We start from the raw sequence: 24,980 nt of genomic DNA, 5'->3' as shown, positions 1-24,980 counted from the left end.
TTGTCGAAGATTATCGGTTAGCGGCAACCCAAGTGTTAACTTGATCAATCGATTGACGCAGTAACGCTTCAAACTGACTATCACGGGCGAGTAGGCCAAAAAGTTGGCTATCACGGGCAAATAAACCGACCGGATCGGCCGATTCGAACATGGCATGTACGGCAGGGGCATCTAAAACGCCATCCTGATATTCATACGGCAAGGTGCCTTGATGCCAACGCGCCATAAAGACAAAGAACAGTGCCGGTAACATGGCCGTTGCTGTTGGGGTGCAGCCTCGTTGATAGCATTCCATTAGCGTTGGGGTAATAAATCCAGGGATTTTGGAGAAGCCATCAGCGGCTACTCGCTGGTTGGTATCGCGAATATAGGGGTTACTGAAACGTTCTAAAACGACATCGCGATAATTGGCCAGATCCAGTGGGCTAGGTGACAGTGACGGGATCACATCTTGAGTGACATAGTCATAAGCCATCTGGCGGATCGATGCCGTTTTCGTGCTCTCATGAATGTAGCTCTGCCCAATTAGGCTCCCAGCCCAAGCAATACAACTGTGGCTAGCATTGAGGATGCGAATCTTAGCCTCTTCATACGGCAGCACCGACGCCACCATTTCAACGCCAACATTTTCTAGCGCAGGGCGACCGGCAATAAAATCATCTTCAATCACCCATTGAATAAATGACTCGCCCATGACCGGTACCTTATCGGCAAATCCGGTCTGTGCCAGCACCCGTGGGGCAATGTCATCTGCGGGTCGTGGGGTAATTCTATCGACCATGGTATTGGGGCTACGAGTTTGGTCGGTCGCCCAACGCAACAAGCTTTGTTGATCACGTAAGGCGAGAAACGCCAGCAGACCATGGCGGAAACGTTCACCGTTATGGCGAAGGTTATCGCAATTCAGCAACGTGACTGGGCCGCTGTGCTTTTCTTGGCGTTCCTGCAAGATACGGCTGATCGCGCCATAAATCGTTCGGCAGTCACCTTTAAGGTCCGCCTGAATATCGGCGTTGTCTTGTTGTAGGTTAAATTGGTTATCGAGATAGTAGCCACCTTCGGTGACGGTAAAGGAGATGACACGAGTCTCTGGCAAACTCCCTTGTTCCACCAACTGACTCAGTTCCTTGTCCCAAGGAACTATCTTGCGCAGCGACTTGATTTTTTCATATTTGCGCTCGCCCGCTGGGGTCACGGTTTCTAGAACGTACTCGCCGTTTTGTGCTTGAAGAGCGGCCAATAAAGGGGCGGCATCATCGCGAATATTCGCTAGCGAGATAGTCCAGCGATTATCACCAGCGGCTAATAAGCGGTGTAAATACCAGGCTTGATGGGCGCGATGGAAAGAGCCTGCACCAATATGTAGCCATACAGCAGGGGTCGATTTCGTCTCAGTATTCATATGTTCTCCGCAGTCACAATAGGCATTAAGATTATTCTTGAGCATAAGCCCTTTGCATGAGCATTTGCCCTAATGCCGATAGGTTAGTGTAACTTTTGCCCTTTAGTTGAGCTTTAGCTCACAGAAACGACAGCGAAGATAAAAATCTGCTCGATAGCGGCGTAAACTCAGTAACATTGATAATTCAATTTCCTCATGCAGATAACCCATGCAAAAGAGTGACAAGAAATTAGACCAAGCGGCCAGAGCGGCCTGGATGTATTACGTTGCCGGGCAGACTCAACATGAAATTGCAGATGCGCTGGGTGTTTCACGGCAGGTAGCACAGCGGCTGGTGGCATGTGCGATTGATAATGGGCTGGTCAGCGTGAATATTGCGCACCCAGTCGGGCGCTGTATGGCGTTAGCTGAACGAGTGCAACAACATTATGGGTTGCAGCAGTGCCAAGTAGTGCCAAGTTTGGGCATGGACAGCACCGGTATTCAGCGGGCGATCGCGGTCGCCGGCGCGGAGGTGATGGCGCAATTTCTCCGGCAAGAGCAACCGTTGGTGATAGGGGTGGGTTCTGGGCGCAGTTTGAAAGCCGCCATAGATGAGCTACCTGATTTCGAGCGCCCGCAACACAGTTGTGTTTCGCTGATTGGGGCTATCGCCGCAGATGGGTCTTGCACGCGTTACGACGTTCCGTTGTGGATGGCAGAGAAGACGCAGGGCCGATATTTTATTTTGCCTGCGCCTTTGTTTGCTGATAGCGCTGTGGACCGTGACTTATGGTGCAATCACCGAATTTATCGCATGGTGACTGAGAAAGCGGCACAAGCAGATGTCACTTTCATTGGGATAGGTTCGATGGGTTATGACTGCCCATTGCACAAAGATGGGTTTATCACCGCGCAAGATGTTGAGGCATTGCTGGCCTCAAATGTGGTGGCCGAAATGCTCGGCAACTTTATTGATATCAATGGCCAACGTGTTGCTTATAGCTTAGATCAGCGTTTAACCAGTGCCAGCTTGCATATCGAGCCAGTCAAACCTGTTATCGCGATTGCGGGTGGTAAAGAGAAACATCAAGCTATCAAAGCCGCGCTCAGCGGGCATTGGGTGAATGCTTTGGTGACAGATGAAGAAAGCGCGATGGCACTGCTACCTGATTAACATCAACAATGCGCAGAATATCATTTCGAAGAAAATATCATCCACATTGAATTGCCCATAAAGCAATCAATGTGAATGATTATTCCAATCTAATATCAAGTTATAAATGATATGACACGCTTACTTTTTAGTGCGTCGATGCTTATCTTTAATACTGCTAGTTTTATGCTTATAGCGCGATGGCCATATCGTTGATGCATCTACACCCAAGTAAGTCGCAATAATCCTTTCGCCTTTGGGCCATTGGCGGCTAAGTGCATTAGCTAGTGTTGATCCACTTAATCCTGCACGTCTCGATAATGCTGACAGAGATGATCCTTTCTTTTTTATTGCCGCAATGATTTCTGCCGGATGCCAGTCATTTTTCATAATGTCCTCATTAATTTTTTAAATATATAAAGTGTTTGTATCGGGTTGATTGTTCATTAATCTAGTTAACGGCTCATTTAATTTCATCATGTAATTAAGCGGGGGTTAAAATTATAACAATCTAAAATATTAAGATATTTGTAAAATATGCTTATTTTAAAATTGATTGTTGTGTGCTAATAATGAACTTCAGCTTTTTTACCAGGACTTTAATTATCTTAGTCAATAAGGTTAGGGGGTTAATTATGGATGTGAAAAATAATTCCGTGGAAATTAATAGTTTTAATTTGAAACGGATTTTTGCCAGTTACTTTGACTGGGATGATATGGATGTTAATTATACCAAGATAGATCTTGATAGTAGAGATATATATGCAATGCCAAGTAATTATGAATGGCATCTAATTTATTTTGATGATGATTTAGATTTGAGTATAAGTGAGCGAATTATACCTGGCATGCAATGTTGGCGCGATTATTCATCGAAACATAGTGAGGTGTTGTTAAAAAATGATAAAAGAGAGTCTAAAATAGACATTTGTACTCGTCACGGCAATATTTATGAAATTTTATCTATTAACTCAAAGAGAAAACTGTCTTTTTCCGACGTAATGACAATTTACAAATGGAAGCCTACCATTGCGGACTATGCTTATAGGGTGTGGCATCAAGATCTTGATATTGTATTGCCGTTACGTGAGAAAATATCGCCTAATAAAAAAATCCCTAACCAAAAGGATGATTCAACTGATGAATTATTAACAATTCATCCCTATATGCGATTCGGCAATGTCAGATTTACGCGAAAGGAGATGATAACCATCCGATTATTACTTTCTCATCGGAAAGTTAAAGAGATATCCGCCATTCAGGGGTGTTCAATAACCGCAGAGCATTCACGTATCCAGCGAATAAAACAAAAATTAAATTGTAAGCATCATTCCTTAGGTGGATTGTTTAATGCACTGAAGAATCATGGCATAACCTTATCTTGCCTTGAAACACTGCTGGCTTATCCCTAAAGGGTATCGGCTAGGTTTATCAGTGAGTAGAAAATTGAGAGCAGAACTTGATGAGTAGGTGCATATAAAAACTAAATAATATGAGGCATATTAAATGAAATGGAAATTCAGACTAGGGGCCGTTGTTGGAAATGCCCTTGAGTATTATGACATTGCCGTGTTTGCTGCCATATCTGTGTATTTATCCGCAGAGATTGAACGTCAGGGGTATGAACAAGCGACTCAAATGGTATGGGGCATATTTGCCTTACGATTCATTGTCCGCCCAATTGGCGGCTATATTATTGGCCGATACGCGGATAAAGTTGGCCGCAAGTCTGCTCTAATTCTGACAAGTTTTGTAAGTGGTAGCGCCACGTTGTGCATGGCACTGTTGCCCATTAGTTTTCTAGGCTCATATACGCCACTCGTTATCTTGGTACTCCAAATGGCACTTTCCTTTAGTTACGCAGGTGAATGGCCAACACTGACCACGTATTTATTTAATGATGCTAAAAACAAAGAACGAGCAAGAATATCGGCGCTGATTGTAGGCAGTGCAATAATGGGGGTTATCGTATCTTTATTACTTGTATTGGTACTAGAGCACTCACTTGACCCCATTGCGATGCAGACAATAGGGTGGCGTATTCCACTCTTGTTAGGTGTAGTCAATATAGTGGTGAGTTTTTGGTTTCGAGCCAGATTACCGGTTCAACCTACCGCGTTTAAACGTTACAAACGGCTAAATTGGTTCAAATCATTTAACTTGTTTTTGATTGCCGTACCGTTGTCTGTCGCATTCTATGCCCAAAACATGTCAAGCTCACTGATTAAAGACAAGCTTCAATTGGGCGATTTTAAAAGTATATATACTATTTTATCATCAGCGTTAATACTAATGTTTATGCTTATTTGTGGCTGGCTAACAGATAGATATAGCTCTTCAGCTAAGGTATTTAACGCAGGAGTTATAGGGCTAATACTATTTTCCATCCCATTGTTTTATATTATGCGAAGCAATACAGTTGAATGGGTTGTTATTGCTCAACTTGCTATTACTATCAATACGGCCATGATATTGAGTACAGGAGCATCTGTATTAGCTGACATTGCTAACGGAGAAACGACCGCACTTAGCATGGGTTATAACATGTCATCGACACTAGCTGGTGGATTAACACCATTAATCATCAGCTATTTAGTATCTTATGATCTGACCTATGCGGGTGCATATATTGCTCTATCCGGTTTTTCATTATTACTCTCGCAGTGGTTATTTAAGCCCACAAGCTCTTTTAAGAGTAAAATGGAAGGTGCTGATTAATCATAAAATCATGCTGATTTCACTCAACATCATTAAATAGATTCAAGATGAAACGGAATGGGAAACAACCCAATCGCCAAATAAAAAAATGCCAGCCTGTTAGGTAACGGACTGGCATTAACGTTAAATCACATTACTGGGTAAAACGAGGGTAATACAAGGTACTTCCTGTCACGCATCAACGGAGACACCCGTCGGTGCGTGAAAGTCATTGATTAAGCGCTAACAACCTGAGCGAGTAACTCTTTAGCATCCGCTTGTGCTTTAGTGGCAACTTCAGGGCCATAAGCAATCCCTTCCGCAAACACAAACTCAACTTCTGTGATACCAATAAAGCCCAAGAACAGACGCAGGTAAGGTACAACCAAGTCACTTGGGGTATCTTTATGGATGCCGCCACGGCTGGTTAAAATAATGGCACGCTTACCGGTAACTAAGCCTTCAGGACCTTTCTCTGTGTAACGGAAGGTCACGCCAGCACGGGCGATCAGGTCAAAATAGTTTTTCAATTGGGTTGGGATGTTGAAGTTGTACATTGGTGCTGCCATGACGATGACGTCGTTGGCTTGCAATTCTGCAATCAACTCATCAGATAGCGCCAAAGCTTCTTGTTGGCGTGGTGTCAGCGCTGCATCTGAAGGGCGCAGAGCGCCGACAAGTTCACCATCTAACACAGGAATCGGTTGAGCGGCTAGGTCACGCACGGTAATTTCGTCGCCAGGGTGGGCGGCTTGCCATTGTTCAACAAAAAAGTCAGCCAACTGGTTGGACTGAGAATAGGTTGCCAGAATGCTTGATTTCAGAACCAGAACTTTGCTCATCGTAATTCCTTAACAGGTAACAGAGACTTAGGCGATTCGCCCTTTCAATGGAATACACTCTATTCATATTTTTCTATCATGGATAGCGCAATATTTTGCGTTCTTTGTTCGATTTTATTGAATGATGTTAATCCATTAGCAAACAGAGGCTGGGTTACAGCACAAACCTTGCCTGTGTTACCATATTGAGCAAAGGTATATGAAATCAAAACTCATAGTTTATGGCTGAGTTTCGGCGGATGATAATTGGTGCTGATTAATAAAAAATATCCGCTAATCAAATTCATAGCATAAATTCATTGGGCTGACGCTTCAGGCTTCAGCTACATCGTAACAAGGAATACTGAACGTGAAATCTTCTCTCGCAGCATTATCCTCCCAACTTGGGGAGTTGATGCTCCGTGACCAACAGCGCCTGCGACGTCGGCTGCAAGGCGCACGAAAAGTCAATAATCCAGAAGCTGTTGAGGCCATTACGCGCGAGATTGAGGCTGAAATCGCCAACGCAATGCAACGGGTCACCCATCGCCGTGCAGCTTGTCCGGCTATTACCTATCCTGAAAGTCTGCCGGTTAGTCAGAAGAAACAAGACATTTTTAATGCCATTCGTGACCATCAAGTGGTGATTGTCGCAGGTGAAACGGGCTCGGGTAAAACAACGCAATTGCCCAAAATTTGTCTGGAACTGGGGCGCGGCGTTAAAGGTGTTATCGGTCATACACAACCTCGTCGATTGGCTGCGCGAACCGTGGCGAATCGTATTGCGGATGAATTGAGCACTTCTTTGGGGGGCTGCGTCGGCTACAAAGTCCGTTTCAACGATCAGGTCGGTGAGAATACACTCGTTAAGCTGATGACCGACGGTATCTTGCTTGCTGAGATACAACAAGACCGTCTACTGATGCAGTATGACACCTTGATAATTGATGAGGCTCATGAGCGCAGCCTAAATATCGATTTTATCTTAGGTTATTTACGTGAGTTATTGCCTAAGCGCCCAGACCTGAAGGTCATTATTACTTCGGCGACTATCGATCCTCAGCGTTTTTCTAAGCATTTCAATAATGCGCCGATTATTGAAGTCTCTGGTCGCACCTATCCGGTTGAAGTTCGTTATCGGCCCATTGTGGATGATGCTGATGACGTTGAACGAGATCAGTTACAAGCCATTTTTGATGCGGTAGATGAGCTGGGCCATGAAAGCCCTGGCGATATATTGATCTTTATGAGCGGTGAACGTGAGATTCGTGATACCGCTGATGCGCTGATGAAGCAAAACCTGCCACATACCGAAGTACTGCCGCTCTATGCGCGTTTATCCAATAGTGAGCAGAATAGAGTGTTTCAGTCTCACCATGGGCGGCGAATTGTACTGGCGACCAACGTGGCTGAAACCTCGCTGACAGTGCCGGGTATCAAATATGTTATCGATCCCGGTACCGCACGTATTAGCCGCTATAGCTTCCGTACTAAAGTGCAACGATTACCGATTGAGCCGGTTTCTCAAGCGTCAGCGAATCAACGTAAGGGCCGCTGCGGGCGTGTCTCAGACGGCATCTGTATACGCCTCTATTCCGAACAAGATTTCCTCTCACGTCCTGAATTTACTGATCCGGAAATTCTGCGTACTAACTTAGCATCTGTTATTTTACAAATGACGTCACTGGGCCTAGGGGATATTGCGGCATTCCCGTTTGTGGAAGCCCCAGATAAGCGCAATATTCAGGATGGTGTCCGGCTGTTAGAAGAATTAGGTGCGATAAAAACTGCCGAAAACGGGCATCAACAATTGACTCCGTTAGGCCGTCAACTCGCGCAATTACCGGTCGACCCGCGTTTGGCAAGAATGGTGCTGGAAGCGCAGCGAAGTGGCAGTGTGCGCGAACTGATGATTATCACATCGGCATTATCGATCCAAGATCCTCGCGAGCGCCCGATGGATAAACAGCAGGCATCGGATGAGAAACACCGTCGTTTTGCAGATAAAGACTCTGATTTCCTTGCCTTTGTTAATCTGTGGGATTACCTGAAAGAGCAGCAAAAAGAGCTGTCCTCAGCACAGTTTCGCAAATTATGTCGCAGTGATTTCCTGAACTATTTGCGTGTGCGTGAGTGGCAAGATATTTACACCCAACTGCGTCAGGTGGTGAAGGAACTGGGGATTCCGGTGAATAGTGTTGCTGCGGATTACCGTAGCGTGCATACCGCGATATTAACGGGTTTGCTATCTCACATTGGCCAGAAAGATGTCGATAAGCAAGAGTACACCGGCGCACGTAATGCGCGATTCGCTATCTTCCCGGGTTCTGGGCTATTCAAAAAACCACCGAAATGGTCCATGGTGGCTGAATTGGTTGAAACTAGCCGATTATGGGGCCGTATTGCAGCGCGTATTGAGCCGGAATGGATAGAGCCTTTAGCGCAGCATTTGGTGAAGCACCATTATAGTGATCCCCACTGGGAGAAGGCGCAGGGCGCGGTGATGGCGAGTGAGAAGGTCACCTTATTTGGTTTACCCATAGTCACTGAGCGTAAAATTAATTATGGCCCGATAGATCCGCCACTTTGCCGTGAGTTATTCATCCGCCATGGGTTGGTTGAGGGGGATTGGCAAACGCGCCATGCCTTCTTCCGCGCTAACCTCAAGTTGCTGGCTGAGGTTGAAGAGCTCGAACACAAATCTCGTCGGCGTGACATTCTGGTCGATGATGAGACATTGTTTAACTTCTATGATCAGCGAATTGGTCGGGAGGTTATTTCTGCTCGTCACTTTGACAATTGGTGGAAAAAAACCAGCCAAACGCAACCGGAGTTGCTGAACTTTGAAAAAACCATGCTTATCAAGGATGGTGCGAACAAAGTTAATCCGTTGGACTATCCCAACTTTTGGTATCAAGGCGATCTCAAGCTGAGACTTTCTTATCAATTTGAACCGGGCACGGATGCTGATGGGGTCACGGTTCATATTCCGTTGCCGATTCTAAACCAGGTGCAAGAACAGGGCTTTGATTGGCAGATTCCAGGTATACGACGAGAGTTGGTGATAGCGTTGATCAAATCATTGCCGAAGCCAGTGCGGCGCAATTTTGTTCCCGCCCCTAACTACGCAGAAGCTTTCCTTGCTCGGGTCACGCCACTGGAAACGGATCTGTTAGATGCTTTAGAACGTGAGTTACGGCGAATGACTGGTGTGACAGTGTCACGTGATAGTTGGCAATGGGATCAGGTACCTGATCACCTAAAAATAACTTTCCGTGTATTGGATGATAAAAACCGCATACTGCGCGAAGGTAAAGATCTGGCTGCTTTGAAACTACAGCTACAAGCCAAAGTGCAGGAAACCCTTTCGGCGGTTGCCGATGACGGTATCGAACAAAATGACTTACATATCTGGAGTTTTGGCGATCTTCCCATCTGCTATCAACAACGCCGTGGTGGGTATGAGGTCAAAGCTTATCCAGCACTGGTGGATGAGAAAGACAGTGTCGCCATCCGCTTGTTTGATACTGAAGCCCAACAGCAACAGGCCATGTGGCAAGGCACTCGGCGGTTATTGCTACTTAATATCCCTTCGCCAATTAAGTATCTACATGAAAAGCTGCCGAACAAATCCAAACTCGGCTTATATTTCAATACTTATGGCAAAGTGATGGATCTGATTGATGATTGCATCGCTTGCGGGGTGGATAAATTGGTCGCTCAGTATGGCGGGCCAGTGTGGCAAGAAGCTGATTTTGCACGGTTACAGGAAAAGGTTCGCGCTGAACTTAATGAAACAGTTGTCGAAATCGCCAAACAAGTTGAACAGATTCTGACCACGGTATTCAGTATTAACAAGCGGTTGAAAGGGCGGGTAGATATCTCACAGGCATTGGCACTCTCTGATATCAAAGCACAACTAGGTGGGCTGATTTATCGTGGGTTTGTGACCAATAATGGCTGGAAGCGTTTACCAGATACCTTGCGTTACTTGCAAGCTATCGAACGTCGTATGGAAAAACTGGCGATTGACCCCCATCGTGATCGAGCACAAATGCAACGCATAGAGCATGTACAACAGATGTGGCAGCAATGGCTCACTAAACTACCACCCAAACGCCAGCAAGATGATGATGTGAAAGAAGTTCGTTGGATGATTGAAGAGCTACGTGTCAGCTTATTCGCCCAACAGCTCGGGACGCTTTACCCTATTTCTGATAAACGTATCCTCCAAACGATGGAGCAACTTTCAGCCTGATAGATGATGAAAATCAACCCGTATTTGTGCCATTAATTGAGCTGAATACGGGTTTTTTTTATGTATTAAGCCCCCACCAAATTCTCTGTTAACTTAATACATCCAATGGGTTATATATCCAGATTATATGTAACTGATGCAATTTTGCATTCTTGATGCGCAGCATATCGAGTGTTCTAACATTACTCTCCTTAACAGCCAAAGTGTTATTGCTCAGCCTCGTGATTTACCGGTATATCTGCCTTTGAAAATTAGCGGCTTGTTCAAAGTTTGTCTGATTTTAGGTCACCATATTTGATTACCCGTGGTGAGTTTGGTAGAGTTTTTTCCGGAGCATGGATGGCGTATGTATGACATTAGTTTGTTGAGATTAGCGCAGAGAGAGTTAGTTAAATTGCCGGTCGGCATACAGGCAGCCTTGATTAAGGCTATGGATGAACTTGAAGCTTTTGGTCATGAGCTTAGAGAACCAGAGATTCGCGATATTGGGCGGGGTCTAAAAGAACTGCGCGTCACCGCGCGTGAGGGGCTTGGTCGAGGATTTTTCTTTCATCAGGCGGATCGGCAGGTTTATATCATTCATTTTTTACAAAAGAAGACGCAAAAAACACCAAGAAGGACACTGATACTGGCCTATCAGCGTATGAAGGAACTCAAACGGAGATTGCAGCCATGAAGAAGCAAGATGATTTTGACCTTATTCCATTTTCAGAAGTTAAAGCTGTCGCGCTAACTCATCCTCAAGTTAATGAGGCCTATAGCGATTTGCAGATTCGACAAGCCATGATGACTGAGCTGAAAACAGCTCGTCAGCAATGCAATCTCACGCAAGAAGAGGTTGCTCAACGGGCGGGGCTTAAAAAGCAAAATATCAGCCGAATGGAAAAAGGCATTATTTCGCCAAATTTAACGACGTTAAGTCGATATGCCGCAGCGTTAGGAGGGACTTTTGTTTTTAAATTCAATCAAGAGTCCCAATCTACCAGTAAAGGGTAATACTAAAAGCTCACTATCTTGGCCCTATTGATAGCAAGATTTACTTTGCAGCCTTGGCTGCTTTGTCGATTACCGTCTTTAACCGGCCTTTGATGGCAGTGACGGCCAATGCTCGGTTATCGGCTAGATAGCGGTCTTTAGCGGCGGGTGCGGAACTTTGGATCGCAATCAAAGACCAATTCTCGCCGTTCTTTAGTATGAGTGGCGAGCCACTATCGCCGGGCAATGTATCACATTGGTGTGACAGCACGCCTTGCTGCGCCCAACCGGTCACCAAACAATCCTCATGACTATAGAGTGTATCCAGATGGTCGAGAGGGTAACCCGCCTGAGTTATCTTACGCTTCACTTGTTTAAGCGCCTGAGTGAGTTCATTGGCAGTTCCGTTCCACAAAGGCAATGGCTTAATCGGAACCGGTTTTTTTGCCGTTAAACGAATAAGCGCAAAATCATAAGCGGCAGCAGCAGGGGGAACTATCCAACCATCACCATCAGGTTTAAGCTTTTTCCCCAACTTAGCATCAACCAATGTCTCTAGTTTGGTTATTTGATACTTCCATTGTCCATTATGGGAAATAAATCGTAAGGCGATGGCGGGATCAATCTTACCCGGCGGGGCTAACACACAATGCCCTGCGGTGAGCGCCAACCGAGGGGATATCAATGTCGCAGTACAAAGATTACCACTGGCAGTTTCGATTTGTCCGATTGCCTGCCACGGCCATTCAGCGCTACTGGTGATTGCTGTTCGATCATCTTTACCGAAGAAGAGTGTGGTTTGATCAGCAATCGAATTGTCATTGTCTGATTTATCCGCTGAAGGGAGGGCATAAGCTGTTGAAACAGAAAGAGGTAATAGACTCAAAAGTAACAACGAAGTTAAACGCATAAATGATTAGCCTTGCCTTTATGTTCTGACTAAGAGGATATCCAGTAACGCCACTGCTATCTTGCAGCTAATGCGGGTCATCACAGGTTTTGCTCCCGCTAACTATAGACATAATTAACCATGCTGTGTGTTGTCAGCAATTGATTTTTCGATAATTTTTTTAACAACATACGGCTTATCTGGCTATAAATAGAAAAACAGTGTGACCAGACCACACATCACTAATGTTGCCAATGTGATTTCGAATAAATAACGACGCAGCATTATCAGCACTCCTGATAAAAAACACCCGGTAAACCGGGTGTCGTGTGAATCAGCTGTTGCAGGTGGCTTGCGAAGAGCTTATGTCAGCCTTCTCAAGTTAAGTGCTGTTATTTTCCGGCTGGTACAACGGCCGGAGCAGACTTGCTGTGTGTCGCTTTCTTATGATGTTTTTGGGCAGCCTGTGCTTTTTGAGCAGGGGCCGTTTTATCCATTTTTTTCATCGAGTCGGTTTTTTTAGCTTTCTTGTGATGCATTGTTTTTACTGGGGCGCTATGCGCTGCTGGTGCTGTCGCCATTGGCGCGGCAGGTGGAGCAACGGTATCAGCGGCGAATGCCAAAGAAGACATACCCAAAGATGCAGCAACAATCAGAGCGAGTACTGTTTTCATGATTTAATCCTCAGTGTTCTGTTTGTATATCGGCCCCGTTGGGTCGTTGAAATAAGAGTAGGGGAATTCAGTCATTGCTTCCGTGAGTCATTGGTTTCGGCTTGTAACCGATTGTACAGAAGAAGATATTTCATCAGCTGCTTCTTTTTTGCCATTTTAGTTACAACATACAATATATGTTTTTTAAAAAAAATACTCTATGCAACAACGATATCGTTTGAACGTACTGTGAAATTTGGGCTTTGCAGTGTGAAAAGGCCCGACCTTAAACTCAAGATCGGGTAGGTATCGATACCCTAAGGATTACAAATAGCGACGTTCTAAATGCTGGCGGAAAAATCGTGGATTAAGCGATTCCCCCGTCGCTTGGGTAATCAGCTCAGCTGTTGAATAACGGCTGCCATGTTGCCAGATATTCTGTTGTAACCAGTTGAATAGGGGGCTGAGGTCACCATTAGCGATGTGCTGATCTAGCTCTGGGATAGCATCACGGGCAGATTGGAATAATTGCGCTGCATACATTGCACCCAAGGTATAAGTTGGGAAATAACCGAACGCACCGTCTGTCCAGTGGATATCTTGCATGCAGCCATTACGGTAGTTACCTTCCGTGTTTATCCCGAGATATTGCTGCATCTTTTCATTCCAGAGTGCGGGGATATCGTCCACTTCAATATCACCACCGATCAAAGCCTTTTCAATCTCATAGCGCAAGATCACATGAGCAGGGTAGCTTACCTCGTCGGCATCAACACGGATGAATCCTGTCTTGACGCGCTGGTTTAAGGCAATGAAGTTCTGTTCCTGCAAGGCTGGTTGCTCACCAAATTGTTGAATCACGAGTGGACGAATGACTTGCAAGAATTCGTTGCTGCGAGCCAATTGCATCTCAAACAGCAAGCTTTGGGATTCGTGAATGGCAGTTGAACGCGCATGAGAGATGGGTTGCCCTAACCATTCACGTGGTAGATTTTGCTCGTAACGTGCATGGCCTGTTTCGTGTACGATCCCCATTAATGCACTGAGAAATTCCTGTTCATTATAGCGAGTGGTGATTCGAACATCTTGAGGTACGCCACCGCAGAAGGGGTGAACACTGACATCTACTCGGCCGCCGTCAAAGTCAAAACCCAGCACTTTCATGACACTCAGCCCTAATTGGCGCTGTTTCGTCAGATCAAATGGCCCTTGTGGGATTAGGCATGCTTCATTGGCTTGCTTTGCGCTAACTTTCTGCAAGAGCGCAGGTAACCATTGTTTAAGATCACCAAATATACGGTCTAAATCGGCACTGGTTGTCCCAGGCTCATACAAATTGAGGAGAGCATCATAACCTGATGTGCTAGCAGCTTGAGCACGGATAGCCGCTTCTTCACGACTCAGTTTGACTACTTCACGAAGGTTTTCTGCAAAGCCCTGCCAGTCGTTCGCAATACGTTGTTGACGCCATGCATGTTCACATTTAGCACCAGCCAATGATTTTGCCTCAACCAGCGCCTCAGGTAACAACGCTGCATTGTGGTAATGGCGCTGCATTTCGCGCAAATTCGCCTGCTCAATGTCATTGAGAACGTCATGCTCTGCTTGTTTTAACCATTCACCGACTTCTTTGGCCGTTAGAATCTGATGCTGTAACACATTCAGTTCCGCCATCGCTTCAGCGCGGGCCACATTGCCTTTAGCTGGCATCATGGTCTGCATATCCCATCCAGCAACGGCCGACAAATGTTCGAAACGAGAAAGGCGAGTGAAAGTCTTACACAGATGCTGATAAGCAGTGGTCATAGAAAACTCCATAAATCGGAACTGGTTTTATTGTGGATAAGTGCGTTAATCGCTTTATTCACTGTGGGGTATCGGCAGCGAGTGAATATTTTTCACTGGCCAGCAAAAGCGGAAACTGGCTCCACCTAATGAACTGGCATCGACGGAAATACTCCCTTGATAAGCCAATGCAATCGAGTGAACGATGGCCAGCCCTAATCCACATCCCCCCGTTGCACGATCTCGACTGGGGTCTAGACGAACAAAAGGTTCAAAAACGCGCGCGCGCTCTTCGAGTGGGATACCTGGGCCATCATCTTCAACTTGCAGACAAGCACTGTCGCCATCAAACCACAGGCCAATCCGCAAACGTTGATTGGAGTACCGCAGCGCATTATTGACTAAATTATCTAGTACCCGCTCAAATAGGCGCAGATCAACCACGCCAAAATCGCCACGATGCGGAATATCAAGCGCGATTTCTCGTTCATGGTGAATCAAGCGCATATCCATGACTTTTGTCGTGAGCCAGCTTGGTAAATCAATAGGTTCAAGATGGAGGGTAACCTGCGGGCGATCTAGGCGAGCATAAGTTAATAACTCGTCAATCAACGCTTCCAACTGGCCAATGTCATGATTTAGTGCCTGTTGCTCGTTATCGGTGAGGTTATCACTCATGGCTAACCGGTAACGCAGTCGTACCAGTGGGGTACGTAGTTCGTGGGCAATTCCGTCAATCAGCATTTTTTTACTGACAATTAATTTGCTGATGTTATCCGCCATTTGGTTAAACGCTAATCCTAAGCGATTTAAACTGGATGTGGGATCAAAATGAGTACGTTCATCAAGGTGCCCCGCGCCCAAGCGCTGGGCTGCATTCTCCAATTTAAGTAAATCTTTCCAGTGGGGGCGCATCCATAAAAAGACGGGCAGAGCGAGCGACATGCCAATTAGGATAAGTAGCGCTAAATCTAACAATCGCATTTGATGCAGATAGAACAAATAGGGAACCGGCCCTACTGCGAGAACATAATGACTGCGGGGAATGCGTTGTAGAAAGGTATATTCATCATCTAAAGCGATAATTTCGCCCGCGCGTAGGCGTTTATTTAATCGTTCACCTAAATCTCGTTTATCGAGAGGTTCTATATGCAATTGAAAAGAAAGATTTAAATCCAATGTCGCGATAGTTTTGTTCCAATCCTTGAGCGGTATCTCCCGCAGTTCACTACGCATTAATGACAGGGAGCTTTTCATCAAGTCATCCAATGACTGCCGTCCAGCGCGTTCAGCTGTGACCTTATAAACCAGCCCAACCAGCATGGCCATCACCATGAAACAGACAAATAGCAATAAGAAAAACTGAATAAATAGCTTTCTCATTGCTGCACCGACTCCCAAGCATTGGGGGCGAATAGATAGCCCTTATTACGCACTGTTTTTATTCTGAAGGGGTCAAGAGCGTTATCATAGAGTTTACGGCGTAGACGTGAGATAGCGACATCAATACTACGATCCATGCCGTCATAACTGACCCCGCGCAAATTTTTCAGCAGTGCTTCGCGATCCATAATGATGCCTGCATGGGTTGCTAGCTCCCATAGCAAATCAAAATCAGAGGTCGATAGGGTAATCTCCTCGTCACTAAGATTGACTTGGCGATTGACAGGGTCGATACAAAGTAAGCCAAAGTGAATCGCGTTATGCCCAGTCAGTGGTGGACTAATGGTGTCCTTCGGCTGCTGCTGATTATGCTGGCGCAGGTGCAAACGCAGCCTTGCCAACAGTACGGCGGGCGGGGTAGTTTTCAGAATATAGTCATTAGCGCCCATCTCAAGGGACAGGATATGGTTCATATCACTGTCTAGCGAGGTTAATAAGACAATTGGGCCATCATAGTGTGGCCGTAGGTCACGGCAGAGCGTCATCCCATCTTTACCGGGCAACATGATGTCGAGCAGCACCAAATCAGGTTGTTGCTGCTCAATGACCGCTTGTGCAGTATCACCGCGAGGTTCTACATATACATCAATGTCATGCTTGCCAAGATAGGCTGCAATCAGTTTCCCGACTTCCGGGTCATCTTCCACAAAAACAATTTTGGTCATGTTTTTCAGTTTAAAAAAGTTGCCGGAATTCAGCATAGCGCGCTGTTGAACGCAATACTATGCACGTAATTTATTAAAGTTGTTATTAATGCCGATGACTGACTGCTAGACAACGGGTTAATCATTTCATTATATTAATATAAGTGATTATATCGTCATCTCTATTTGGTTGCGCCAATCGTTTATATATCAATATCTATGATTAATGAATAGCTGTCGCGTTCAGCTAAGGATTGAAGGATGAGTGGCGAAAACACCAGCGTGTCTGCGCACAGTGAAAAAGTCTGCTTCGATTACACGGATTTTCTGGCCGCATCGTGTAAAAAACGATGGAGTTTTATTGATGCCATCTATGGTGTTATGCCTATTTTTGGCATGGTCGTCAGATCGAAAGATGCGTTAGAAAAAACGCCGCAAGAGAGACTAACGGCGCTCGCGTTGCAGGTGCTGTCAACGCAGCTTAGTGATGAAACCAACATCATTAGATTGATTCGGTTAGCAGAACAGCAAGGAATAATGCTGCTCGATATCCAGCTGCCTTATCCTTTGGAAACTATGCAATTGGGGATGATTAAGCAAAAATTCCCGCCATCAATGGGGCTCAGCCAAAAAGACGAATGTTTATCAGTGAGTCTAGTTGAAGTCGAGAATCACTGATATTCGATACCCAAAGGGCAGGCAGTACGGTCTGACAGCTTGCCCATTTGAGTCACCAGATTTTAGCATTTCACTCAGTGCATCATGAGCCAAGTTGCTGGGATCGTCGCCATCAGTACCACCCCAATAGCAAAACGTTCCACAGTGTTTAATATCCTAAGGCCTTCGTGACCTTTACGCGCATAAATAAATACCAATAGCCCTGGAGCATAGAGTAGTGCTGATAACAGTAGATAGACTAAGCCTGCGGCATAAATCAGCCATAACCCATACAGACATGCACCACTTGCGGCCACGATTAAGCGCCAATCTTGGCGTTTTAACGCGACTTTGAATAAAAACGCACCAACCAAGAAATAGGGTACCAGAATCATTTCTGATGCAATCGTCAGTAGCGTGTTGTAGTTGCTGCCGGTCCACCAGATCAGAACCAACGCCACTTGTACGGCACTGTTAGTTAACCAAAGTGATTTAGACGGGGAGTTGTGCTGATTTTGCTGGCTAAAGATTTTGGGAAAAGCACCATTTTTAGCGGCGATCATGGGGACTTCTGCGGCCATAATGGTCCAACTGAGATACGCGCCACACACGGAAATGATCAACCCAGTGGCAATTATGACTTCACCCCAAGGACCGATCATTTCGACCATAATGCCTGCCATTGATGGATTGCGCATGCCAGCTAATTCTGCACGTGGTACCACACCGAGAGACAAAAGTGTGATCAGCAAATAAACGCAAAGTGCGGAGATGACCGCTAACATGGTTGCCCGCCCAACATCTTTCTTATTGCGCGCTCTGGCCGACACCACGACGGCACCTTCCACGCCGATAAACACCCATAGCGTAATCAGCATGGTGTCTTTCACTTGTTGCCAGACGGGGGTGTGCAGGGCAATGCCGGTAAAATCAAAACTGAACGTATCGAGGCTAAATGCTAAGCCCGCTAAAATAATAAAGCCGCCGATGGGCAATAATTTTGCGAGTGTTGCAGCTAAATTAATGCTGGCAGCCGTTTGAACGCCTCGCAGTACCAAAGCATGGACTAACCACAGTAGAAAAGAAGCCCCTAACAATGACTGCCAAGTATTACCTTCGCCAAAAATAACGTGACCCGATTTATCGGTAAAAAAGCTCAATGCGGCAAAAACGATCACTAAATAGGATACGTTGGCAATCACGGCACATAACCAGTAACCCCATGCCGAAAAGAAACCGATAAGGTCACCAAAGCCCTCTTTAGCATAGGTAAATATTCCGCCGTCTAGATCGGGACGAAGACGGGTCAGAAGCAACATTGCTAAAGCAAGAAAGATGATCCCGATGCCTGTAATACTCCAACCAATGAGCAATGCCGCTGGGCTGGCCACTTCTGCCATATTTTGCGGCAGACTAAAAACACCTGCGCCCAGCATAGAACTGAGGACCAGCGCAGTCAGCGCGGTCAGGCCAAGTTTTCTTTCCAATGAAATGTCCTGGTTATAAGAGTATTAATGAGTGGTTACTGGCTTGTCACTAGCATTATGTGAGGCGAATTTATCAATAACTAACAGATAATAGGCCAAATTTGGGAGGGGATTTTACGGAGTGATGGGGCATCATGCAATGATTGGTTATGCGATCTAGACAAAAAACTATTCAGTTAACTCCGATAGGGAGTACGCCAGAGTGAAGAGATAAAAAAGGGCAACATAGCGTTGCCCTTTATGTGTCTAAAGCTTGTCTTGGCTAAAGCTTCTCGTCGCTATGCGAAGTGAATCGTAGCCACAGAACCGTGTTATTTAAACAAGTCAGCGCTAACGCTCAAGTTACCACCACTCTGGTTCTGCCATTGGCGAGTGATATGGTAGTACTTCGCACCTTTTGCCGCTGCACGTTTCGCCACTTCATGAGAAACGTCCGTCATGCTGTTAAAGTGGCCGTTAAAGCTAATCGTATCAAACGGAGCCATTTGCGCAGCAGTGACTTTATTCAACTCTTGAATTTGAGTGCCATCTGGTAAGGTTACGGTGTAACGCTTGCCCGTTGAAGATTGCGTCTCAAAGAAACGACCCACATCGGCACTTGGTGTACCTGAAGAAGCCACACCTGGAATTTCAACATTCGCGGCGGCTGCCCCACCGGCTGCAAGAGCAGCACGGCCTGCATCGGAATCCGCAGGAATAACATCAGGGCTTTGAACCACACGCTTAGCAGCATCTTGTTTGTAGATATAGGCCGTCACAAACTGGTTGCCACCTTGGTTAGCGTCAACTTGGCGAACAATATAGAAAGAGTAAGCGCCTTTCTCTTTTGCTGCCTTAGAAATGGCATCGCTAATATCAGGCTGGCTACGGAAGAAGCCGCTGACTGAAACAGTGTCATAAGGCTGCAGCGCGTAAGCTTCTGTTTTTGGCAGCTCTTTAACACCGTTGAACACGCGATACTGGGTTTCTTTGCTCACTTCCGGTGCATCGTTATGATAAACATCGGCTGTTACACGCCAGTTGCCGCCATTATTGTTGCTGTTGATATCCTGAATATAGAAGGAGTCTGCGCCCAACTTGTCAGCACGGCGGGAAACCGCGTCAGCTGCTTCATTGATTGCATTGAATCGGCCAGTAATGGTAATGCGATCAAATGGCTTAATGGCTGCTGCTTGCTCTGGTGCGAGTTCTTTTGCCGCATGTGCAGCAGAAAACGCAGTGAGTGATAGCAATGCCGACGCGATGATCGTGTATTTCAGCTTCATAAAAAATCCTTTCGCCTTGCGCATTAACGTTTATACGTGCGGAACAATTGATGTGTAACAGAATAGCGGATGATTATTACATGTAATAATGGCGGGTGTCTCAGCAATTTATATGACTTAGTCAATGAATGCTGAAGTTTCGCCACCAGTACACTACATTAAGAATCTGGATAAGCTTTACGAATAATGGCTTTAACGTCATAAGCGTGAGTTATTTACATTTTTCTAACCTAATGCCGCGCCATGACTGGGCTGCCATATTATCGCGTGACTTATTATTGTTGCGCAAAGTTGCAGGACAAGCGGCTAGTAAATAATATTTTTATAGTGAATTATACAGAGTTCTTTCAGCCAGCCAGTTTTAGTGCAAAAACTGTCGCAGAAGCACATACAGATATGGATCATCGGTCACATTTTCAGTAGGTTATAGGGAGCGGTAACTTAGCAGGTTTGTCAGTAACCAAATAGAACTGAAGCAGATCCTAATGAATTGGCGTTGCAGGCAAGTCGCATGAAAATATGCCCGATGAGTTAATTCGACTCAGGGGGCTGTTGAATGTGAGCCGGCGGCTTCAATCATGAGGGATAGGGCAATACTCATCATCAAAGACAGGTAAAAGGGAACATTATGCGTATTGGTGTACCAAGAGAGCGGTTGGCCAATGAAGCCCGTGTCGCAGCAACGCCGAAAACGGTGGAACAACTGCTGAAATTAGGCTTCACCGTGGCGATTGAGAGCGGAGCTGGGCATTTAGCCAGTTTTGACGATGCAGCGTACCAAGAAGCGGGTGCCACCATTACGGATACCACCGATGTGTGGCAATCCGACCTTATCCTCAAAGTGAATGCGCCCCTTGAGGAAGAAATTGCGCTGATGCGTGCCGGTAGCACACTGGTCAGTTTTATCTGGCCAGCACAGAATCCAGATTTGCTGCAAAAGCTGGCAGAGCGTCAAGTGACCGTATTAGCAATGGATTCGGTGCCGCGTATCTCTCGCGCACAATCTATGGATGCCCTCAGCTCCATGGCGAATATTGCAGGTTACCGTGCCATTGTTGAAGCTGCCCACGAATTCGGTCGCTTCTTCACTGGGCAAATTACCGCAGCAGGTAAAGTTCCACCGGCCAAAGTCGTGATTATTGGTGCCGGTGTTGCCGGGTTAGCAGCCATTGGTGCAGCAGGTAGTCTTGGCGCAATTGTTCGTGCTTTTGACACCCGCCCTGAAGTCAAAGAACAAGTTCAAAGTATGGGCGCTGAATTCCTCGAACTGGATTTCGAAGAAGAAGCGGGCAGTGGTGATGGCTACGCGAAAGTGATGTCTGAAGCCTTTATCAAAGCTGAAATGGAACTGTTTGCAGCGCAAGCGGCGGAAGTGGACATCATCGTCACGACAGCATTGATTCCGGGCAAGCCAGCGCCGCGGTTGATCACCAAAGAGATGGTGGCATCAATGAAATCGGGCAGCGTGATTGTCGATTTAGCGGCACAAACGGGGGGTAACTGTGAGTTGACCGTCGCCGATAAAGTCACCATCACCGAGAATGGCGTAAAGATCATCGGTTATACCGATTTGCCTAGCCGCTTACCGACACAATCATCTCAATTGTACGGTACCAACCTAGTTAACTTACTGAAGTTGCTCTGTAAAGAGAAAAACGGTGAGATTGACATCGATTTTGAAGATACCGTTATTCGTGGTGTCACCGTGGTTAAAACGGGTGAAATCACCTGGCCTGCGCCACCAATTCAGGTGTCAGCACAGCCTCAAGCTGCAAAAGCCGCACCCATTGTGAAAGAAGACGCTAAACCCACCTCGCCATGGCCTAAATATATCATTATGGCACTGGTCGTCATCCTGTTTGGTTGGTTAGCGAATGTGGCCCCGAAGGAGTTCTTATCTCACTTTACGGTCTTTGCACTGGCCTGTGTGGTTGGATACTACGTGGTATGGAACGTCAGCCACGCGCTACACACACCGTTGATGTCAGTCACTAATGCTATCTCGGGCATTATTGTAGTGGGTGCGTTGTTGCAGATTGGCCATGGCGGCTGGGTGAGCTTCTTATCCTTTATTGCCGTACTGATCGCCAGTATCAACATTTTTGGTGGCTTCACAGTCACCCAGCGCATGCTGAAAATGTTCCGTAAAAACTAGGTTTTTATACCCGCAAGGCTTATATAAAAACCAAGTTAATAAACATAATTATTTGATAAAAACAATGTGATACCCAGAGAGTTGTTGTTGCATCCCGATGGCTGAGAATGACTGAATGCCATCGAACACAGGTGCGGTTCAACGTAGGAAGGGTAGACACAAAAAATATAGGGGTAACTGATGTCTAGTGGTCTCGTTACAGCTGCGTACATAGTTGCTGCGATTTTATTTATTTTCAGTTTGGCTGGGTTGTCGCGCCACGAAACATCCAAACAAGGTAACACCTTCGGTGTGACAGGGATGGCGATTGCACTTATCGCGACCATTCTTGGCCCAGATTCCGGCAATGTTGCCTGGATTATCATTGCGATGGTCATCGGTGGTGCCATTGGTATTTATCTGGCGAAGAAAGTCGAAATGACAGAAATGCCAGAATTAGTGGCGATTCTGCATAGCTTTGTGGGTCTGGCGGCGGTTCTGGTTGGCTTTAATAGCTATCTGGATCACGGCCCAGCCGTCATGGACGCTGTGATGGTAAACATCCACCTGACTGAAGTGTTCTTAGGCATCTTTATCGGTGCTGTCACCTTTACAGGCTCTATTGTTGCTTTCGGTAAGTTACGCGGAATTATTTCTTCTAAGCCGTTGATGTTGCCACAACGCCATAAACTGAATCTGGTGGCGTTAGTTGTTTCATTCTTGCTGATGATTATGTTTGTCAAAACTGATAGCGTTGCTCTACAAGTCGTCGCGTTGTTATTGATGACCATTATTGCGCTGGGCTTTGGCTGGCACTTGGTGGCCTCTATCGGTGGCGCAGACATGCCTGTTGTGGTGTCAATGCTGAACTCCTATTCAGGTTGGGCGGCAGCGGCAGCCGGTTTCATGCTGAGCAATGATCTGTTGATCGTCACCGGTGCTTTGGTGGGTTCTTCAGGTGCAATCCTGTCGTATATCATGTGTAAAGCAATGAACCGTTCATTTATCAGCGTCATCGCTGGCGGCTTCGGCACTGATGGTTCTTCTACCGGTGATGCTGAAGAGATGGGCGAATACCGTGAAACGACAGCGGAAGAAGTGGCTGATCTGCTGAAAAACTCGAGTTCAGTAATCATCACCCCAGGCTATGGCATGGCGGTCGCGCAGGCACAATATCCTGTGGCTGAAATCACGGCGAAACTGCAAGCTCGTGGTGTGAAAGTCCGCTTTGGTATTCATCCTGTTGCAGGTCGTTTGCCCGGTCACATGAACGTGTTACTGGCCGAAGCGAAAGTACCGTACGACGTGGTGTTAGAAATGGACGAAATCAATGATGATTTCCCAAGCACAGATGTCGTGCTGGTGATTGGTGCCAACGATACCGTTAATCCAGCAGCACTGGAAGATCCACGCAGTCCAATTGCAGGTATGCCTGTATTGGAAGTGTGGAAGGCGCAGAGTGTTATCGCCTTTAAACGTTCAATGAACACCGGCTATGCTGGCGTACAAAACCCATTGTTCTTTAAAGACAATACTCAAATGTTGTTTGGCGATGCCAAAGACAGCGTTGAAGCGATTTTACGCGCGTTATAATCATGCCACTGTATTGATTAGACGATTAAGGGCCACATGTTGTGGCCCTTTTTTTAGCTTAATGCGCATTATGGGGAAGGGGGTTATTCAGTATCATCCGGATCTTCATTACCTTCTACTGGGCAGGTAAACCCTTCAGGCTTAATGGCCAACAAATCACATTTAAGATGATCGATCACATGTTCAGTTGTGTTGCCAATAAACGCGGCAGACAACCCTGTACGCCCCAAGGTTCCCAAAACCACCACACCAGCTCGTAAATGCTCAGCCAGATCAGGAATAACTTCTTCAGGTAAGCCTTTTTCTACGTGAGTGAATTTCTCATCAATCCCGAACTGCTGACGTAAGGCTTTCATGGCGACTAGATGCTGACCACGAATAGCATCGTTATAAACACTCGGGTCAAAATCAGGCAACTCAATGGCGATATTAATCGGTGTCACTGGATAGGCGCTGATCAAATGAACCTGAGTTTGATTTACATTCTCGGCAAGTTCGAGGGTCTCTTTGACTAATCGCAGATTGAGCGGGTCATGAAGCGGGTCTTCGCTGGAGAGGTTGACGGCGACCAGTGCAGTGCCACCCTCCGGCCAAGGTTGGTCTTTTACCATCCAAACTGGGCACGGACATTTACGCAATAAATGCCAGTCAGTTGGAGTGAAGATAATGGATTCAAGGCGGTCATGCTGATGGGCCATTTTGAGCAACAGATCATGTTTGGCTTTCAGGACTTCTTGAATAATGGCTTCATAGGGACGGTTATGCCAAACCACTTTGATTTCGATGGGAATACCGGCATCAAGATAAAAACGGCACTGTTCGTTGATCCAAGCGGACCGTTGGCTGATAACCCCTTTACGCATTGCGGTGCGCTCATCAGGGGACAGCAAAGTCGTCATGTCATATGACAGATCATAAATAGGTAAAAATGCTTTGATTGTGCCGCCATTACGCTGCACAAGATAAACAGCACGTCTTAATGCAGGCTGATCATCCTGATTTGGGTCAATAGCAACCAGAATATTCTGATACTTTGCCATAGAGTCTCCTTACAACAGTGAATTAACCGTATGTTAGTTAAAGAGTAAACCATGAAAGTGAAAGAGGATAGGTGGGAGCACAAACCAGAACAATTAAATTGA

At 46.1% G+C, this 24,980-nt stretch carries 20 protein-coding genes and 1 pseudogene; 10 read left to right on the top strand and 11 right to left on the bottom strand.

The features are described from left to right. Positions 1-10: 10 nt before the first annotated feature. A complete protein-coding gene (gene dalD, locus DA391_RS11545; protein WP_050081112.1) occupies positions 11-1,402 on the bottom strand; it encodes a D-arabinitol 4-dehydrogenase in 1,392 nt (463 codons plus the stop codon). Positions 1,403-1,610: 208 nt separating this feature from the next. Here dalD and DA391_RS11540 point away from each other — a divergent pair, with 208 nt between their 5' ends. Further along, the gene (locus DA391_RS11540) at positions 1,611-2,558 is read left to right on the top strand and encodes a sugar-binding transcriptional regulator (protein WP_050081111.1); all 948 of its coding nucleotides are present in this window, start codon (positions 1,611-1,613) and stop codon (positions 2,556-2,558) included. A 120-nt stretch (positions 2,559-2,678) separates the two neighbouring features. Here DA391_RS11540 and DA391_RS11535 read toward each other — a convergent pair whose 3' ends face one another. Continuing rightward, positions 2,679-2,927 (bottom strand): helix-turn-helix domain-containing protein, encoded by a 249-nt coding sequence (locus tag DA391_RS11535; RefSeq protein WP_072087092.1) that lies wholly within the window; start codon positions 2,925-2,927, stop codon positions 2,679-2,681. Between the two features lie 245 nt (positions 2,928-3,172). Between DA391_RS11535 and DA391_RS11530 the strand changes: the two genes are divergently transcribed. After that, positions 3,173-3,949 (top strand): helix-turn-helix transcriptional regulator, encoded by a 777-nt coding sequence (locus DA391_RS11530; RefSeq protein WP_050285609.1) that lies wholly within the window; start codon positions 3,173-3,175, stop codon positions 3,947-3,949. Between the two features lie 94 nt (positions 3,950-4,043). Next, a complete protein-coding gene (locus tag DA391_RS11525) occupies positions 4,044-5,255 on the top strand; it encodes an MFS transporter (protein WP_050285610.1) in 1,212 nt (403 codons plus the stop codon). 215 nt (positions 5,256-5,470) lie between these two features. On the opposite strand, the gene azoR is transcribed toward DA391_RS11525, so the two are convergent. After that, a complete protein-coding gene (gene azoR / locus DA391_RS11520; RefSeq protein ID WP_049608435.1) occupies positions 5,471-6,076 on the bottom strand; it encodes an FMN-dependent NADH-azoreductase in 606 nt (201 codons plus the stop codon). A gap of 349 nt (positions 6,077-6,425) precedes the next feature. On the opposite strand from azoR, the gene hrpA reads away from it, so the two are divergent. The 3 genes from hrpA to DA391_RS11505 all read left to right on the top strand — a co-directional run bounded on the left by hrpA (position 6,426) and on the right by DA391_RS11505 (position 11,309). After that, positions 6,426-10,313, top strand: a complete 3,888-nt coding sequence (gene hrpA, locus DA391_RS11515; protein WP_108087723.1) for an ATP-dependent RNA helicase HrpA — start codon at positions 6,426-6,428, stop codon at positions 10,311-10,313. Positions 10,314-10,659: 346 nt separating this feature from the next. Further along, positions 10,660-10,989 carry a type II toxin-antitoxin system RelE/ParE family toxin gene (locus DA391_RS11510; RefSeq protein ID WP_167398173.1) on the top strand — a complete coding sequence of 110 codons (330 nt, stop codon included), beginning with the start codon at positions 10,660-10,662 and terminating at the stop codon, positions 10,987-10,989. Further along, positions 10,986-11,309, top strand: a complete 324-nt coding sequence (locus tag DA391_RS11505) for a helix-turn-helix domain-containing protein (protein ID WP_108087722.1) — start codon at positions 10,986-10,988, stop codon at positions 11,307-11,309. Before DA391_RS11510 ends, DA391_RS11505 begins: the two co-directional genes overlap by 4 nt. Positions 11,310-11,349: 40 nt before the next feature. On the opposite strand, the gene DA391_RS11500 is transcribed toward DA391_RS11505, so the two are convergent. The 5 genes and pseudogenes from DA391_RS11500 to rstA form a co-directional block, all read right to left on the bottom strand. Next, entirely contained in the window at positions 11,350-12,198 is an 849-nt protein-coding gene (locus DA391_RS11500; RefSeq protein ID WP_108087721.1) for a trypsin-like serine peptidase, read from the bottom strand. A 371-nt stretch (positions 12,199-12,569) separates the two neighbouring features. Beyond that, the gene (gene asr, locus DA391_RS11495) at positions 12,570-12,851 is read right to left on the bottom strand and encodes an acid resistance repetitive basic protein Asr (protein WP_050081104.1); all 282 of its coding nucleotides are present in this window, start codon (positions 12,849-12,851) and stop codon (positions 12,570-12,572) included. Positions 12,852-13,154: 303 nt separating this feature from the next. Further along, positions 13,155-14,636, bottom strand: a complete 1,482-nt coding sequence (locus DA391_RS11490; RefSeq protein WP_050873047.1) for a carboxypeptidase M32 — start codon at positions 14,634-14,636, stop codon at positions 13,155-13,157. Between the two features lie 54 nt (positions 14,637-14,690). After that, positions 14,691-15,998 carry a two-component system sensor histidine kinase RstB gene (gene rstB / locus DA391_RS11485; protein WP_050873048.1) on the bottom strand — a complete coding sequence of 436 codons (1,308 nt, stop codon included), beginning with the start codon at positions 15,996-15,998 and terminating at the stop codon, positions 14,691-14,693. Then, positions 15,995-16,778, bottom strand: a pseudogene (rstA, locus tag DA391_RS11480) (two-component system response regulator RstA). Before rstA ends, rstB begins: the two are co-directional and overlap by 4 nt. Before the next feature lie 185 nt (positions 16,779-16,963). On the opposite strand from rstA, the gene DA391_RS11475 reads away from it, so the two are divergent. Continuing rightward, on the top strand, positions 16,964-17,380 hold the full coding sequence (locus DA391_RS11475) for a hypothetical protein (protein ID WP_050081101.1): 417 nt from the start codon (positions 16,964-16,966) through the stop codon (positions 17,378-17,380). A gap of 74 nt (positions 17,381-17,454) precedes the next feature. Here DA391_RS11475 and DA391_RS11470 read toward each other — a convergent pair whose 3' ends face one another. Together DA391_RS11470 and ydgH are read right to left on the bottom strand one after the other, a co-directional pair. Then, positions 17,455-18,846: an amino acid permease gene (locus DA391_RS11470; RefSeq protein ID WP_108087720.1), complete on the bottom strand. Its 1,392-nt coding sequence runs from the start codon at positions 18,844-18,846 to the stop codon at positions 17,455-17,457. Between the two features lie 311 nt (positions 18,847-19,157). Beyond that, positions 19,158-20,111, bottom strand: coding sequence for a DUF1471 family protein YdgH (gene ydgH / locus DA391_RS11465; protein WP_049608458.1), 954 nt, complete (start codon positions 20,109-20,111; stop codon positions 19,158-19,160). Between the two features lie 243 nt (positions 20,112-20,354). Here ydgH and DA391_RS24730 point away from each other — a divergent pair, with 243 nt between their 5' ends. The 3 genes from DA391_RS24730 to pntB all read left to right on the top strand — a co-directional run bounded on the left by DA391_RS24730 (position 20,355) and on the right by pntB (position 23,838). Beyond that, positions 20,355-20,534, top strand: coding sequence for a hypothetical protein (locus DA391_RS24730; RefSeq protein WP_050081099.1), 180 nt, complete (start codon positions 20,355-20,357; stop codon positions 20,532-20,534). Positions 20,535-20,739: 205 nt separating this feature from the next. Further along, a complete protein-coding gene (gene pntA, locus DA391_RS11455) occupies positions 20,740-22,266 on the top strand; it encodes a Re/Si-specific NAD(P)(+) transhydrogenase subunit alpha (RefSeq protein WP_019209969.1) in 1,527 nt (508 codons plus the stop codon). Between the two features lie 180 nt (positions 22,267-22,446). Beyond that, complete coding sequence (gene pntB, locus DA391_RS11450) at positions 22,447-23,838, top strand: Re/Si-specific NAD(P)(+) transhydrogenase subunit beta (RefSeq protein WP_019209970.1); 1,392 nt, start codon at positions 22,447-22,449, stop codon at positions 23,836-23,838. An 83-nt stretch (positions 23,839-23,921) separates the two neighbouring features. Here pntB and uspE read toward each other — a convergent pair whose 3' ends face one another. After that, the gene (gene uspE / locus DA391_RS11445) at positions 23,922-24,878 is read right to left on the bottom strand and encodes a universal stress protein UspE (protein ID WP_050081098.1); all 957 of its coding nucleotides are present in this window, start codon (positions 24,876-24,878) and stop codon (positions 23,922-23,924) included. Positions 24,879-24,980 lie beyond the last annotated feature (102 nt).

The organism is Yersinia massiliensis (assembly GCF_003048255.1).
GTDB lineage: Bacteria > Pseudomonadota > Gammaproteobacteria > Enterobacterales > Enterobacteriaceae > Yersinia > Yersinia massiliensis_A.
Note: the sequence above shows the minus strand (reverse complement) of the source record. Positions and strands in the feature narration are given on the sequence as shown.

Excerpts from the sequence above, each read along its gene's own strand:
- asr (WP_050081104.1), bottom strand. The coding sequence starts at position 12,851 with ATGAAAACAGTACTCGCTCTGATTGTTGCTGCATCTTTGGGTATGTCT.
- DA391_RS11510 (WP_167398173.1), top strand. The coding sequence starts at position 10,660 with ATGTATGACATTAGTTTGTTGAGATTAGCGCAGAGAGAGTTAGTTAAA.
- DA391_RS11525 (WP_050285610.1), top strand. The coding sequence starts at position 4,044 with ATGAAATGGAAATTCAGACTAGGGGCCGTTGTTGGAAATGCCCTTGAG.
- DA391_RS11530 (WP_050285609.1), top strand. The coding sequence starts at position 3,173 with ATGGATGTGAAAAATAATTCCGTGGAAATTAATAGTTTTAATTTGAAA.
- DA391_RS11475 (WP_050081101.1), top strand. The coding sequence starts at position 16,964 with ATGAGTGGCGAAAACACCAGCGTGTCTGCGCACAGTGAAAAAGTCTGC.
- DA391_RS24730 (WP_050081099.1), top strand. The coding sequence starts at position 20,355 with ATGACTGGGCTGCCATATTATCGCGTGACTTATTATTGTTGCGCAAAG.
- pntB (WP_019209970.1), top strand. The coding sequence starts at position 22,447 with ATGTCTAGTGGTCTCGTTACAGCTGCGTACATAGTTGCTGCGATTTTA.
- DA391_RS11500 (WP_108087721.1), bottom strand. The coding sequence starts at position 12,198 with ATGCGTTTAACTTCGTTGTTACTTTTGAGTCTATTACCTCTTTCTGTT.
- DA391_RS11490 (WP_050873047.1), bottom strand. The coding sequence starts at position 14,636 with ATGACCACTGCTTATCAGCATCTGTGTAAGACTTTCACTCGCCTTTCT.
- azoR (WP_049608435.1), bottom strand. The coding sequence starts at position 6,076 with ATGAGCAAAGTTCTGGTTCTGAAATCAAGCATTCTGGCAACCTATTCT.
- ydgH (WP_049608458.1), bottom strand. The coding sequence starts at position 20,111 with ATGAAGCTGAAATACACGATCATCGCGTCGGCATTGCTATCACTCACT.
- rstB (WP_050873048.1), bottom strand. The coding sequence starts at position 15,998 with ATGAGAAAGCTATTTATTCAGTTTTTCTTATTGCTATTTGTCTGTTTC.
- dalD (WP_050081112.1), bottom strand. The coding sequence starts at position 1,402 with ATGAATACTGAGACGAAATCGACCCCTGCTGTATGGCTACATATTGGT.
- uspE (WP_050081098.1), bottom strand. The coding sequence starts at position 24,878 with ATGGCAAAGTATCAGAATATTCTGGTTGCTATTGACCCAAATCAGGAT.
- DA391_RS11535 (WP_072087092.1), bottom strand. The coding sequence starts at position 2,927 with ATGAAAAATGACTGGCATCCGGCAGAAATCATTGCGGCAATAAAAAAG.
- DA391_RS11540 (WP_050081111.1), top strand. The coding sequence starts at position 1,611 with ATGCAAAAGAGTGACAAGAAATTAGACCAAGCGGCCAGAGCGGCCTGG.
- pntA (WP_019209969.1), top strand. The coding sequence starts at position 20,740 with ATGCGTATTGGTGTACCAAGAGAGCGGTTGGCCAATGAAGCCCGTGTC.
- DA391_RS11505 (WP_108087722.1), top strand. The coding sequence starts at position 10,986 with ATGAAGAAGCAAGATGATTTTGACCTTATTCCATTTTCAGAAGTTAAA.